Source organism: Psychrobacter sp. JCM 18900, assembly GCF_904846625.1.
In the GTDB taxonomy this organism is placed as follows: domain Bacteria; phylum Pseudomonadota; class Gammaproteobacteria; order Pseudomonadales; family Moraxellaceae; genus Psychrobacter.
The window spans coordinates 39,005-54,158 of sequence record NZ_CAJHBL010000001.1 but is presented as its reverse complement, the minus strand read 5'-3'; the positions used below and the strand labels follow the sequence as shown (position 1 = coordinate 54,158).

Here is a 15,154-nt window from a genome sequence, read left to right as displayed (position 1 = left end):
TAATTAAATATTATGTATAACAGTTAAAGCAAATTTACAACGACGCTAATAATAACACTAATGATAATTATTATCATTAAAAAATTACAACGAGACAGTTTTGAGAAGTATTTGCACTGTTAATAAGGGGCTAAAGCCAGAGTATTGCGAATAGAGTCACGCAGACTTACTGTTTTGAACGATGTATTTTAAACGATGGTTTTTCTCAGATTTTTCTCGTATTATGCAGCAGCATTCTGAATACAATTATTTACAGTAGATTTTTTACATCGCTGTATTGCAGTCATCATACGGCGTCATCCTAGTTCTTTGCGAGACCTTTTAAGAGTGGTCTTGCAAGCAGATGTATCACTATTACCGATAGGTTTACGTTGTTCATTGAGCAACCGAAGATTGTTTAAGGTCACATTTATGGACACACCCTCCAACCAATCCACCAATAACCAGCGCTATTTCACGGTGTGGCGTTGGCATTTCTATGCAGGTATTTTTGTTGCTCCCTTTTTAGTTGTTTTGGCGATAACGGCGCTCGGTATGCTGTTTATGTCTAACACAGCAGGACGTGATAACGACCGCTTAACGGTTATCGTGCCAGAGTCTACAGTTCAATCACCTGTTTCTACTCAAGCAAAGAACGCGCTGAGCACCTTGCCTGATAGCATACTGGTTAAATATATCGCTCCTCGTGATACCGATACGGTGGCTTTATTTCAGATAAAATCAGACGACCAAAGCAATATGGTGGCAGTCAATCCTTATACGGCTGATATCGTCCAAAGTGTGCCTACTAGTAGCGGTCTTTATAGTACGTTTAACGATATCCACAGTGATTTGCTGATTGGTAAAGTCGGTGATTATTTGTTAGAAACGGCGGCATCATTAACCATTTTAATGATTCTGTCTGGTTGGTATCTGTGGTGGCAAAAACGTAAATCAGTCAAAGCTATGTTGATACCTAACGAGAGGGTAACCAATAAGAAGAAACGCTCTTTTATCCGTACGATTCATGCGACACTGGGTAGTTGGATATCTGTATTGCTACTGTTTTTCTGTATATCAGGTATGGCATGGGCAGGTGTATGGGGTGAGCGAGTGGTGCAAGCATGGAGCCAGTTTCCTGCGGGTAAGTGGGGCGTTGCACCTGTTCCCGTATCAATTGACCACAGTCAACATGCTGCTATGCAAGAGTCTACACCAGCGCCGCATGTACATGGTGCAGCAGCGTCTGAAGCGCATACTGAAACACCCACGCATGGTAGTGTTCTAAACTCGGGTGACACAAAAGAAGTTCCTTGGGTGCTTGAGCTGACGCCGATGCCTGTGTCAGGCACGACAATGGGCAAAGATGGTATCGCCGCCAATATACCGATTATGATTGATACGGTGGATCGCTACGCTCGTGAAATCGGTTTTGAAGGGCGTTATCAATTGAACCTACCACAAGGTAGTACAGGCGTCTGGACCATTAGTCAAGATTCAATGAGTTATGATATGAAAAGTCCGACAGCAGATCGTACGGTACATATCGACCGTTATTCGGGTAACGTTTTGGCTGATATTCATTTTGATGACTATAATGCGTTTGGTAAGTTTATGGCGGCTGGTATCGCGCTGCATATGGGCACGCTCGGATGGTGGAGCGTACTGGCTAATGTGCTATTTTGCCTAGCAGTAATCGCTATTTGTGTCAGTGGCTATATCATGTGGTGGCAGCGCCGCCCTCGTCATGCGAGTGATAGCGCGGGATTAAACCCACCAGCTCGCGGCTTAAATATTTCCGTCTGGTGGCCGCTTGCCATTCCTTTATTAGTTGTGGCTATCATATTTCCGACTGCTATTATCGCGATTATAGCTATCGCACTATTAGACTTCTTTGTGATTTCTCGAGTTGGGTTTTTACAGAAATGGTTAAAATAAGCGAACGGTAAGATATCGTTGTTCTTAATATAGTAAAAGAGCGCCTTGTAGTAAGGCGCTCCTTTTTTGCTTAAAAATTGCTTAGATTAAATGTTACTGGTATTTACTTGAGCATAGCAATGGCATCTTTGCTGGCGCGCTGTCGCTCTTCGGCATTTAGCTCAATGAGACGGCCTTCTTTCATCAGTAATAATCGATCAGCATGCTCAAAATAACCGTCATCATGACTAATAATAAACAATGTCTTACCCATGGCTTTTAGCTCAGGGATGAGCGTCTGATAGAACACGCGACGAAAAGCAGGGTCTTGGTCGGCTGCCCACTCATCAAGTAGCAATATGTCCTTTTGTTCAGCGACAGCGATTAGCATGGCCAAGCGTTTTCTCTGACCTTGCGACAACTTATCTGTAGAGAGTTTATGATCAGACACACTTACTTTCTCTTGTAGATTGAGCTTATGCAGCCAGTCAGATACTAGGGCCGCATCAGGCTCATTGCCTTGAGTTCCAATCAGCTGTTTAAATAGATGCTGGTCACTAAAAATCGCAGAAAACAGCTGTCTAAAATCGGCATTGTTCTCTGAATTAACGCTTTGTCCATCGACTTGTACCGTTCCTGTAGTAGGAGTAAAGATACCAGTAATGATTTTGGCAAGAGTTGATTTACCGCTACCATTCGCACCGATTAAGAAAACCACGTCACCTCGTTGCAAGGTTAAATTGACGGACTTTAAAATATTATTGGCAGGGTTCTGATTGTTATCACTGTTATCGCTATTTTGAGCATTATCATTAACCGCTGTGTCTGGTGCATGACTACTATTACTACTGCCTACATAGCGATAATTGATATTATTCAGAGTTATGGACTGCCAGTCCTGTGCAACAGTATCTGTCGCAAAGCTTGCCTGATGCTCGGCCAATTCTAAAGACTGTATCTTTTCTAGTGCAACTTGAGCAGTCTGCAATGTTGGGTACGCACCCACCGCATGTAGGAGCGGCGACTGCATAAACAAAATCGTCAAAGAAAAAGTAGTAGCAACTCCCATTGGTATATCTAGATAATTGGCCACTGCAAACACGATACCAATCGATGCGAACATCATAATATTGGACCAGTTCACCGCTGATAGATGAAAAGTATCAGACTTGGTCACGGTCTTCTCGTACGATTTAGCATGAGCCAAAAAATCATCTGTATACAGTTTTTCTGCTCGGTGTTGGTTAAGTGCCAACTCTTTACGACCTTCAATTATCGATTGATAATCCTGATATAACGCGTCATTAATCTCTCTCAATTCGGTCAAATGCGTATAGACATGCTTGACCAATATAGTACTTATCCAAATCGTCATCACAATCCAAAACATCACAATGAACAACAATGGCAATGACAACCAACCTAGATATAGCCCAACGCCAACAGATAAAATAATGCCTTGTACCAGCTCTGGCATACGGACAAAAGCAACGGTAATCGATTGAATATCTGAAGATAAGCTGGCAAGTAAGCGTGCACTACCCAAATGGTCTATCTGAGGAACGGTAGTATCGATGATTTGTTTGACCAGTTTGGTTCTAAGCTCATAGACAAATCGATGTCCCAATCGCGTCAATGCATATTGCGACAAAAATGTTGTCACTAGCAGTAATAGTACCAGCAGGGAAAACTGCCCTAAGCTAAGCCAAGATAAAGTGTCAAATACTGGCTGACTAATAAAGGTGTGATTGATATAGGCAATGATACCGACGCTGACAGCGGCATTGACCAAATTTAGCAAAATGACTTTAAGAAAAGGCAGACGATAATTCACCCAAATCATATGATATAAAGAAGCGGTCGTACGAGAAGACGCTGTGGTACGAGAAGACATAGTAACTCAGTAATAAAATAAATTTTTGATAGCAGAAAAGGGAGTAGGCCGCGCCTAATCCCTTTTATAAAACCTAATAAAGCTTAAAAATCGAACGTTGCCGATACTTTTAAGGCCGTTGGTTCACCTGCATTTAGATAGCCTGAATCTGCATAACCGCCCACTGACTGCCAATAATCTTCACCTGTGACGTTGGTCACCATACCTTTTAGAGTAACGTTTTGTCCTGCCAGCATAGTGCGATAGCGTGCACCAAGGTCTAAGGTAGTATAACCATCAACTTTTAAGGTATTGGCATTATCCGAATAACGAGAGCCTGTGTGGATAACATCACCCGTTAATGTCAGTCCTTCAACGGCGGCTAAATCATACTCTAGGTTGACATTGCTCTGTAAGGTAGGCACACCAATCACTCGATTGCCATCTAATGCACTATCACCAGTGTCTTTTTGCTTAGCACTTAAGTAAGTAACACCAGCATTGAGGCGCATGTTTTCACTTGGGCTACCAAAGACAGTCAATTCCACACCTTGATGGCGATTTTCTCCAGCAGCAGTAAACGTATTTGAATTGTTGATATAAGCACGCGGTTCATCAGTTCGGAAGACAGCGAGACTACTGCCAATCATACCATTGTCGTATTTCACACCCAGTTCAGTTTGCTCACTCACATACGGATCTAGATTTTGACCACCATTAGTGACAGTGCCATTATCGTTAGTTAGAGGCGCTCTTTTTCCTGATGCTAGACTTTCGATATAATTACCATACACAGACCAGTCCATCGTTGGCTGATAAACGATACCGACACTTGGTGTCCATGCGCTTTCATCATAACTACCAGTTTCTGCTTGTGTATTAGCATCATAGCTGGTGGTTTTTAAGTTCTGATGACGCACGCCTAAAGTGGTTTTTAGCTTATCGTCGAACAGTGATATGGTGTCTGCTAGCGCAAAGCTTTGAAACTGCTTTTCGTTGGTTAATTTTGGGTCATTTAAATTACCACCGAAGATTGCTGTGCTTGTAAAAGGGACCTCAGCGTAGTCGGTAGGGTGGTACAAATTGGTCGCGAGTTGGTTACCAAAGTCAAAAGCGTAGGCGCCTTTTTCTTCTTGATCATAAAGATCAGCGGCTAGTACCCAATTGTGATCAATCTTACCTGTTTGCCATTTACCACGCAGACCGAGCTCGGCGCTTTGTACTTTATCTTCTCGAGTATTGTCAAAGCGATAAACTGTACCCGCACCATCAATGTTGTTGACAGTTAACGTGGCTAGTGAGTTTTCTTCCTCGCCATTTCGCACACCATAAGCACCATAAGCGGTAATATTGTCATTAAAGTCATATTCTCCTCGAATCGTACCAAAGACATCCTCCTCGTTTGAATAACTCCAAGGCTGCGCCCAATTTTTTGAGCCGTCTGGAGCATTTGGTACACTAGACACCCCACCAAGATTGACACTAGGACGAGTATCTGACAGCTTATTGTCTTGCCAGCCTAAATCTGCTGATAGGCGATACTGATCCCCTCTATAGTCCAAACCAAGGGCAGCCAAACCCAAGGTCGATGACTCATCATCGATAGCGCTGTCACCATCTTGATAAGCCGCATTAAAACGAACGCCAATAGCATCATCGCTACCAAAGCGATCACTGACATCTACCGCGACCTTACCTTGGTCACCTTGACCATAACCAAGCGTCATTTCACGTAGTGGCTCATTACCAGCACGTTTCGGTAGCAAATTGATTGTACCACCTGCGTTACCACCACTGGGTGCTGCGCCATTTAACATCGCTGAGGCACCGCGCTGGACTTCCACCCGTTCAAACAATTCAGTTGCGATATATTGTCTAGGTAAGATGCTGTATAGACCATTGTACATGGTGTCATCTGATGTGGTGATAAAGCCACGCATAAAATACGCTTCTTGAAAGTTACCAAAACCTCTTGCCACACGAATAGTAGGATCTTTTTTGAGTAGATCGCCCACACTTTGCGCTTGCTGATTGGCGATATATTCATTGGTGTATGAGGTGGTAGAGAACGGCGTGTCCATGATGTCTTGGTTGCCCAAGAGTCCAACGCGGCTGCCTGTCGCCATTTGTCCACCTTCATATGCGCTAGGTAGCCCATCTGCTGACGCATCAGCACTACTGGTCACGACGATAGTGTCCAGTACCACATTAGGGGTGGTTTGAGCATCTGCATCATCTACTAGCGCCCATGCCGAGTGACTTGTAGTTAGTATGATGACTGAACATAGTGATTTTAAAGGTAGCGATTTCGTCGATACTAGGCGTGAAGGTATGGATGCTAATCGTAGAGAAGAGCCAGACACATTCAGAGAGTTAAGACGAAACAAAGCAGCAGATAAGCGAGACAGTTGCATGAATATTTCCAGCATGTAATTTAAATCGTTATTATAATGATAATCATTTCTATTACAATGAATTACTGAGTCAATTTTAAATATACTAGGTTTGGTAAAGTACGGCTGTCGCTCGATAAGGTGCTAATAGCATCATCTATGAATAGGGAAGTGCTTTTATATTTGGGAGAAGATTAGGCTGTATAGAGCGAGCAAAAAAGAAGTATAAAGCAGATGATTGGTTTGCCTATTATAAGTAGTCTGTATGGACAATTTATTCATTTGAGCCAGTTCATGTATCAATGTATGCTATTATTTTATCAGGGGCATGGAGTACGCTGGTATCGCCCACCAGAAGTGCAGTCAAACGGAATTGACTGATTTATATAATTAAAATGGATTTTTAAGGTGGCGCTTATGTACGCAGTAATTGGAGCAGGTCCAATGGGGCTCGCTGCAGCCCGAAACTTGCAAAAACTCAATATTCCTTTTATCGGCTTTGAGCTACATACAGATGTAGGAGGGCTATGGGATATCGACAATCCGCACAGCACCATGTATGAAAGTGCCCACTTGATTTCGTCTAAGCGTATGACGGAGTTCAAAGAGTTTCCTATGAGCGACTCAGTTGCGGCGTATCCTCATCATACCCAGCTCCGTCAGTACTTCCGTAATTTTTCGGATACGTTTAATCTAAAATCACATTATGAATTCTCCACGCGCGTGGTCAGCATGGTGCCTGAAGGCGACGGTTGGCGCTTAGTCAGTGAGTGTAATGGTCAAAAGCAGTCGCGACTGTTTGATGGTGTGCTCATGGCAAATGGTACTTTGCACACCCCCAATATCCCAAGTTTGCCGGGTACGTTTGCAGGCACGTTGATGCATTCCTCTGAATATCGTAGCCCGTCAGTGTTTAAAGATAAACGTGTGTTGATCGTTGGCTGTGGCAATTCGGGCGCTGATATCGCCGTTGATGCGGTGCATCATGCCAAATTGGTCGATATCAGTCTGCGCCGCGGCTACTACTTTCTGCCCAAATTTATCAAGGGTCAGCCGATTGACACACTAGGCGGAAAACTAAAATTACCGCGTCCAGTTAAACAGCGCATGGATGCGGTGATGATTCGTATGGTCATCGGTAAACCTTCTGATTATGGGCTACCAAACCCAAACTATCGGATGTACGAATCACACCCTGTGGTCAATTCATTGGTATTACATCATTTGGGTCATGGCGATATTAAAGCACGCCGTGATATTCGCCGCATCGATGGTCATACAGTGAGCTTTAGTGATGGTGAAAGTCATGATTATGATTTGATTCTTATGGCGACTGGGTATTTACTAGACTATCCATTTATTGAGCGCGCGCAGCTTAATTGGCCTGCCAATCATGACGCGCCGCAGCTTTATATGAATGTCTTTCATCCTGAGCATAATAATTTATTTATGATGGGTATGGTTGAGGCCGCAGGGTTGGGCTGGGAGGGTCGAAATCAACAAGCGAGGCTTGTCGCACTATATATTCAGCAGCGTCAGCAAAATACAGCAGCCGTTAAACAGTTTAATAAAGTGAAACGTAAGCGAGCAGGCAAAACGCTCGATGGGGGCTATGATTATATTAAGCTTGCACGTATGGCATATTATGTGAATAAAGATGAATACTTAGAGACGCTGTCCAAGCATATCGCTGAGCTCGAAACAGAACAGCCTGTATTGGCATCAGAGGTATGATAGCGGCAGTGGCGTTTGAGCCACGGAGTTTGATTCTACTCAATCTCATCTTGGCGCTGATGATGTTCGGCGTGTCATTGAGTTTACGTCTTGAAGATTTTAAGCGTATCGTTTTGTCTCCTATTGCGCCGATAGCAGGTCTGTTCGCTCAGTTCTTTCTGTTACCCCTAGCCACGTGTCTATTTACGTGGGCGTTGAATATCGATCCCGAGCTGGCGCTAGGAATGATTTTGGTCGCGTCTTGCCCAGGTGGTAGTTTTTCTAACATTATGACTTGGCTAGCACGCGGTAATGTCGCGGTGTCAGTCAGTATGACAGCGGTATCAAGTCTCGCTGCGGCTATATTAACACCAGTCAATTTTGCCTTTTACGGTTGGCTTAACCCACACACGCGTGAGTATCTGACAAAGATAACGATTGAGCCTAGTAGTATTCTGATACTGGTTCTATTAGTGTTAGCGTTACCTTTAGTGCTAGGGATGGTAACAGGGCGACGCTTAACTGATCTGGTCGTACGTATCCAAAAGCCATTACGTATTTTCTCCCTACTCGTGCTGATGGCTTTTGTGGCAATCGCTTTTTCTAGCAATTTCGCGCTATTTTTAGAGCGTTTTCATAGCTTTTTTTGGTTGGTCGTTGGTCATAACTTATTGGCGCTTTCTTTAGGTTATGGCATGGGGCTGATGCTCAAGTTGCCAGTCGCTGATCGTCGCGCGGTGACTTTAGAAGTAGGAATACAAAACTCAGGGCTAGGGCTGGTTATTTTATTTACTTTTTTTCCAGAGGCAGGCGGCATGATGCTGATCACGGCATTCTGGGGCGTATGGCATTTGGTGTCAGGACTGACACTTTCACAAATTTGGGCACGGATACCCTATGAATAAAAGCGTAATGAATAAACGCATAGTGAATAAACGGATATTAATCACTGGTGCCGCAGGTTACATCGGCCATCAACTGGGCAATCGTCTGGCTGATCTTTACCATGTCGTCGGCACAGATATTCGCAAGCGCGATGACTTAGACTTTCCAATTCACGTATTAGATGTGCGCGATGAGGGTTTGGCAACGCTACTAAAAGAAGAGGGCATCACCCATGTCGTGCATCTCGCTTCTATCTTACAAGCGTCAAAAGATCGTGCTCGTGACTATGATATCGATGTCAATGGCACGCGCAACGTACTTGATTGCTGCATCAAAGTAGGTGTCGCACATATAACGCTCACCAGCTCGGGTGCTGCCTACGGCTATCATGCTGACAATCCTGAATGGATTGATGAGCAAGATGCCCTACGTGGTAACCCTGAGTTTGCTTACTCGGATCACAAAAGGCAGGTCGAGGAAATGCTTGCAGATTTTCGCGAGCAGCATCCACAATTACAGCAGCTGATCTTTCGACCTGGCACCGTACTAGGCGCTGATACGCGCAATCAAATTACCAGTCTGTTTATGGCACCACGTGTGCTTGCGCTCAAAGGCAGTGAGTCGCCCTTTGTGTTTATTTGGGATCAAGACGTGATCGGCGCGATGGAAATAGGTATTCGTGAGGACAAATCTGGCATCTATAACATGGCAGGCGATGGTGCACTGACGATGAGGGATATCGCAAACCGACTTAATAAACCGCTCCTGACCCTGCCAGTGGGTTTGGTTAAAGCTGGCCTACAAGTGGCAAAATGGGGTGGCAAACCAACGGGACCAGAACAGGTTAATTTTTTGCGTTATCGCCCAGTACTGAGTAACAGGCGACTCAAAGAAGAGTTTGGTTACTCTTTGGCAAAAACGTCTGCCGAAACCTTCGAGTACTTCATCGAATGCAATGGATTGCGTAAACCTTGATAGGGAGAAAATCATTAATGCCATCAATGTCATCAATAAATGTTACTTTAATCACTGGTGCTGCATCAGGACTTGGTTGGGCAATGGCACAGCACTGGTATGCTGCTGGACATCACTTAGTACTCGCTGATATAGATGAGCAAGTGCTGATCGCCCGCGCTCGTGAGTTAGAGGACTCTGCTAGAGTCATGACAGTCGTCACTGATATCACTCAAGTTAATGATATTGCTGCGCTTATTGAGCAAGTTAGCGAGCGATTTGGCCGTCTTGATCTATTGGTGAACAATGCTGGGATTACCCATCGATCACCAGCGCATCAGACTGATCCTGCGGTGTTCCGCAAAGTTATGGCGGTAGATTGGCAAGGAGCAGTGGAGCTGACCATGGCTGCGCTACCGATGCTACGAGAATCTAAAGGTCAAATTATCTGTATCGGCTCAATGGCTGGCTGGATGCCAGTTCCTGGACGGGCAGCGTATTGTGCGGCAAAAGGGGCGCTGACACAGTTCTTTGAAGTATTGCGCTTGGAACTAGAATCTGAAGGTATACATATCCTTATGGTCTATCCTAGCTTTCTTGATACACCTATCGAGAACCACGCGCTCGGCCGTGATGGCAGTATCGCAAAGCATCCACGCTCAATGATCGGTAATATACGTAGTGCTGAATGGATGGCCGAACAGATCGATCAAGGTTTGCAGCGGCGCAAACGTTGGATATTGCCGGACCCTCTCTCGCGCTTTGGCAGTTTATTGTGGCGTATTGCGCCAGCTTTGTACTTGCGTCAGGTGCGTAAACGTTTTGGAAATGAGTTACGGTAGACTACGTTAGGTGAGAACCTAGAAGAGAGGCTAGCGGTTTATTCAAATTGTCGATAGTGCTATGCTAAAAATACTATGCTAGAGAGCGCTATATTAAAAAACACTATGTTAAAAGACTCTGTATTAGAAGGTACTTTATTAGAAAACACTATGCTAGAAATAATAATCTAGCATAGTGTTTTAACTCATAGCGTTTTAACTTTATTAGCTAGTTCAATATCACCTAGTTCAATGTCACCTAGCTCAGTATTATCTTTATTAGTACTAATGATTTCTGATTGGCTTACCAAGCTCTAAGGTCTCTTCAGTCTCGATGACGGTAGGATTTTTCGCTTCCTGACGCTTATCCCACCAAGCGAAGATATTGGCCAATATAGAGCCAGAAACAGAGTGCCAAATACAAGCAACGGCGGCAGCGATGGCGGACTCTGCATTGCCAGGGAAAAACTTAGTGCTTAAGCCCGTGGCCAACCCTGCATTTTGTACACCAACCTCGATAGATATGGTGCGTTTTTTGGGTTTGCTCATACCAAATAAGGCACCTGAGTAGTAACCCAATATATAACCGACGATATTGTGTACCGCAATGGCCAAGATAACAACTAGCCCTGACTGCAAGAACTGATCACCAAATACAGCGGCAACGCCACCGACGATAGCGGCGAAAGCCAATACAGCCACACCTGGCATCACCGCACGTACATCATTAAACCAGTGTTTGTTTTGAAATAGAATGTTTAACATAGAGCCAATAGCGACTGGCAACAACGTCACTAATAGCATAAAGCGGAACATACCCCAGCCATCCATTTCTACAGACTGACCAACCAAATAATTGAGCCAAAGTGGCGTCACTAACGGTGCAATGATGGTCGATACGGTGGTCATACCTACCGAAAACGCCACATCACCTTTGGCAAGGTAGCTCATAATGTTTGAAGACACACCTCCAGGACAAGTACCAACCAATACTAGACCCAGTGTCAACCCAGGCGATAAATCAAACAATCTAGCCACGCTAATCGCTAAAATCGGCATAATGGTATATTGGATAATTGAACCGATAAAAATATCAAGCGGGCGCTGGGCCAACACTTTATAGTCTTCTTTACCTAGTGTCATACCCATTGCGAGCATAATGACACCCAGAACAATGACTTGGGTATCACCTGTCACCCAAGAAAAAGTCGCAGGCTCTATAAATGTGACTGCGGCCGCTAAAATAATAACCAATGCCGTAAATCGACTCAACTGCTGACTTATCATCCTCAAAAACTGCATTTCTCAAATCCTTCTAAGTCCGAAAAATAGTCAAGTATAAGTTCAAAACCACTGTATTTCCAATGGGTATAGGCAGTTTTTAGCCAACAATAAGTTGCTATTATGACAACTTTAACTATGATTATATTGCCAAAGTTTTTGAAATATTTATTCAATAGTCAAATGAGGTACTAGGTGTTGCAAACTCCATCAAATTTAAATCGATTCAGACACCTAGGTCTTGCGTTATCGTTATTTTATCTGCTCTACAACTTAACGACTTTTTATAATGTCTCCCTGTATAAACTTTATCCATCGCAAATTTATAATCTCGCCACACCGTTTGATAGCATGATTCCTTTCATTCCCGCTATGATTGTTCCTTATAGCTGGTCGTTGATTTTATTTGTGGCTAGTTTTTTCTTAGTGCGGACGTCCACGCAATTATCTCTATTGACCTACCGCTTAATCTTAGCGACCATTTTTGCCTGTTTAATTTTCTATTTTTATCCTGCTCGTTTCTCATTTAGTCGTTCGATTCCTGACGATTGGACGCAGTTTGGCTATCAGTTTTTGCAGTTGGTGGACAAGCCATTCAATCAGCTCCCATCATTGCATGTCAGTTATGCCATGTTGCTTGGCGCATCATTATGGGATGTTGTAGCGTCTAAAAAGAGATGGATTTTAGCGGCTTATCGATTGTTGCTGACTGGCATATGTACATTGATTGCCCTATCGACAGTGTTGACGTATCAACATCATTTGTTAGATATGTTCGGCGGGGTAGTGTTGGCAGTTTCGGTGCTTATGATCTCAAATCGAATCCGAAATGCACTGGTAATCAAGCATCTGACACTGGGGGTGATAGGATTCTTATTGATAGCGATAGCAGGGTTTTATTTTGCTAATATGAGTATGATAGCGTCTGAAATTGCAGAAGATTTAGCCATTATCATTGCTGCATATTGGTTGATTAGTTTTATGATGTTGGCTTGTGCCTATCAACAGGACAAGCCAATACGGGATATACGCTGGTTCCAAAAATCCAGTAACGGCCGACTGACCTTACATACTTGGATTAAGTTTGCGCCAATCATTATTATTTATAATGGCATGTCACTTTTAGGGCAGTGGTATTTTAAAGTTTTCTCCAAAAGTCAAAAGTATTCACTCACGCCATATGCTATTAATGACAAGGTCAAAGTTGTTGCTTCAGCTCGATTGATGCAGACGGATCTAAGTAGTCATTTAACGTATTGGTTATTTGGCTACGATTTACTAGAACGGTCGATTGTGCCAGAAAAAATACCGTCCTTAGTTCATTATCAGATTATCGTTGTTGATTTGGCTGCTGAGATATCTAGCCACGCTCATAATCTTAGAATAGCTGCTAACGGCATCATGAACACGCCTGTCCATTATTTATATTTACCTTTGTTGGATTTGCAGCCATTAAATGACGTATTGCTCCAAGACTATATTAATCTATTTCAACAAATTGAAGCTTTGTCACAATCGGTAGAGATACAAGCAATAACCGCTAATAATGAGAGTTGGGTAGAGGATAGTCAGGTAGAAGATAATCAGGTAAAGGATAGCCTCATCACGCTTATCAATTTCCATTGCGTAATGGGCTTGTCACGTAGCATCGGCGTGCAGGTTTTATATTTATTATATTGTGGTACGCTAACTGTCTATAACTATCAATCGTGGGTTGAGCAGCATTATCCGCAAGCGCACCTGAAAGGTGCTTATCTGCCAAAGTCGTTAGTAGAAACTATGGCCAATTATAAGTCTGTCACCTGTTAAACAGCGCCTTAACAACTATTGATGTCAGTCGATTTGCGTCTGCTGGTTTTTCTTTATTTTCTTTTTACCTATTGCTTAATTCCTATTCAACTATGGAGGAATCTATGAACACCTCGTTGCCTCGCTTGTACTCTTTTCGTCGCTGTCCTTATGCTATGCGCGCTCGTCTCGGTCTAATATTCGCCGAGTTGCCAGTAGAGCTACGGGAAATCACGTTAAAGAACAAGCCAGATCAGATGCTAGCGATTAGTCCAAAAGGTACGGTCCCTGTGTTACAGCTTTCAGATGGATCTGTCATTGAAGAGAGTGCGGAGATCATGATGTGGGCGCTTGAGAAAAACGATCCTCAAGGACTGCTCAATGAAAAGATTTCATCTGAAGCTAATGCACTGATAGCACAAAACGACAATGAGTTTAAGCAGTGGCTCGATCGCTACAAATATGCCGATCGTCACCCTGAGATGACTCAGACAGAGTATCGACAAAAAGGTGAGGTTTTTCTGCAGGATTTAGAAGCGTTATTGACTAAGAATACGTATCTACTAGGTAACAACGTGACGGTTGCTGATATTGGTATCATGCCGTTCGTTCGCCAGTTTGCCCATGTAGATCGTAATGTCTTTTATAAATTGCCTTATCCCAAGCTACAGCTGTGGCTACAACATTGGTTGGAACATCCGTTATTTGTACAAGCCATGACTAAGTTTCAGCCATGGCAGGAAGGCGATGAGGTAGTGGTGTTCCCTGCTTAATATAGTGGGTTCTACATAAGCTGTATAGGGTATCAGTCTTGCTTGGTCTATCTTGATTTCACAACGACCACTTTTTGTGCTGGATGTTTATCTTTAACGACGATTACTTTTTTGGCTTTAGGTTTCGCTTTCGCTACGACAACTTGCTTGGCCTTAGGTTTAGCTTTAACCACGATGACTTGTTTCGCTTTGGGCTTTGCATTCACGACGACCGCTTGTTTTGTTTGATGTTTGTCTTTGACCACGACAACTTGTTGGGCCGCATTCGCTGGACCGATCATAGCAAAGCAAGTAGATACGGCCAATAGTGAGCTGATAGCGATTTTTTTCATGTTGAATTTTTTCATAGTAAGGTCCTTTTAGGCTGATTATAAATAAGCATGTTTGTTTAATGGTCAAAGGTATCTGAATTGAACGTCGATCTATTGAATAAGTAGATAATAGCGAGTTATAGCGTTACGTACTTTTATAAAAGTTAAAGAAAGGTGACTTTTTTTAGCAGATACTGAACCATTAATACAATCTTAGGAGCTTTTTGCGAAAGGTCGGCAGGCTAGCAACACTCCAGCGATGATACTTACTGAAGATTAACCTATATTTCCTTACTGATTAATTGCGAAATGAATAGAAGATATTGTTACGGCAATGAGCTGAGATAGCTAGCTGATGATATATCATCTACTAAATAAAAGAATCGTCATCTAGGAATGACTCAACTAGAGTATTAGTGATATAGAAAGGTTTTCTATATGATTTAGAAGAAGTGCCAACGAATAG

The 15,154-nt window shown here is 43.2% G+C and carries 11 protein-coding genes; 7 read left to right on the top strand and 4 right to left on the bottom strand.

The window, feature by feature from the left end:
* Positions 1–411 precede the first annotated feature (411 nt).
* Complete coding sequence (locus JMX96_RS00230; RefSeq protein WP_201566515.1) at positions 412–1,917, top strand: PepSY-associated TM helix domain-containing protein; 1,506 nt, start codon at positions 412–414, stop codon at positions 1,915–1,917.
* A 103-nt stretch (positions 1,918–2,020) separates the two neighbouring features.
* On the opposite strand, the gene JMX96_RS00225 is transcribed toward JMX96_RS00230, so the two are convergent.
* Both JMX96_RS00225 and JMX96_RS00220 read right to left on the bottom strand, forming a co-directional pair.
* On the bottom strand, positions 2,021–3,790 hold the full coding sequence (locus JMX96_RS00225; RefSeq protein WP_227676834.1) for a multidrug ABC transporter permease/ATP-binding protein: 1,770 nt from the start codon (positions 3,788–3,790) through the stop codon (positions 2,021–2,023).
* 83 nt (positions 3,791–3,873) lie between these two features.
* On the bottom strand, positions 3,874–6,183 hold the full coding sequence (locus JMX96_RS00220) for a TonB-dependent receptor (RefSeq protein ID WP_201566513.1): 2,310 nt from the start codon (positions 6,181–6,183) through the stop codon (positions 3,874–3,876).
* A 396-nt stretch (positions 6,184–6,579) separates the two neighbouring features.
* On the opposite strand from JMX96_RS00220, the gene JMX96_RS00215 reads away from it, so the two are divergent.
* The 4 genes from JMX96_RS00215 to JMX96_RS00200 are packed head-to-tail and all read left to right on the top strand — an operon-like array spanning position 6,580 to position 10,556.
* Positions 6,580–7,896 (top strand): flavin-containing monooxygenase, encoded by a 1,317-nt coding sequence (locus tag JMX96_RS00215; RefSeq protein ID WP_201566511.1) that lies wholly within the window; start codon positions 6,580–6,582, stop codon positions 7,894–7,896.
* Positions 7,893–8,780 (top strand): bile acid:sodium symporter family protein, encoded by an 888-nt coding sequence (locus tag JMX96_RS00210; RefSeq protein ID WP_201566510.1) that lies wholly within the window; start codon positions 7,893–7,895, stop codon positions 8,778–8,780. Before JMX96_RS00215 ends, JMX96_RS00210 begins: the two co-directional genes overlap by 4 nt.
* Positions 8,773–9,735, top strand: coding sequence for an SDR family oxidoreductase (locus tag JMX96_RS00205; RefSeq protein WP_227676833.1), 963 nt, complete (start codon positions 8,773–8,775; stop codon positions 9,733–9,735). Before JMX96_RS00210 ends, JMX96_RS00205 begins: the two co-directional genes overlap by 8 nt.
* 26 nt (positions 9,736–9,761) lie before the next feature.
* On the top strand, positions 9,762–10,556 hold the full coding sequence (locus JMX96_RS00200; protein WP_261862851.1) for an SDR family oxidoreductase: 795 nt from the start codon (positions 9,762–9,764) through the stop codon (positions 10,554–10,556).
* A 264-nt stretch (positions 10,557–10,820) separates the two neighbouring features.
* On the opposite strand, the gene JMX96_RS00195 is transcribed toward JMX96_RS00200, so the two are convergent.
* Positions 10,821–11,837 (bottom strand): bile acid:sodium symporter family protein, encoded by a 1,017-nt coding sequence (locus JMX96_RS00195; RefSeq protein WP_201566509.1) that lies wholly within the window; start codon positions 11,835–11,837, stop codon positions 10,821–10,823.
* A gap of 330 nt (positions 11,838–12,167) precedes the next feature.
* Between JMX96_RS00195 and JMX96_RS00190 the strand changes: the two genes are divergently transcribed.
* Entirely contained in the window at positions 12,168–13,625 is a 1,458-nt protein-coding gene (locus tag JMX96_RS00190) for a phosphatase PAP2 family protein (RefSeq protein WP_201566508.1), read from the top strand.
* Between the two features lie 104 nt (positions 13,626–13,729).
* On the top strand, positions 13,730–14,377 hold the full coding sequence (locus JMX96_RS00185) for a glutathione S-transferase (protein WP_201566507.1): 648 nt from the start codon (positions 13,730–13,732) through the stop codon (positions 14,375–14,377).
* Between the two features lie 47 nt (positions 14,378–14,424).
* On the opposite strand, the gene JMX96_RS00180 is transcribed toward JMX96_RS00185, so the two are convergent.
* Positions 14,425–14,724: a hypothetical protein gene (locus tag JMX96_RS00180; protein WP_201566506.1), complete on the bottom strand. Its 300-nt coding sequence runs from the start codon at positions 14,722–14,724 to the stop codon at positions 14,425–14,427.
* Positions 14,725–15,154 lie beyond the last annotated feature (430 nt).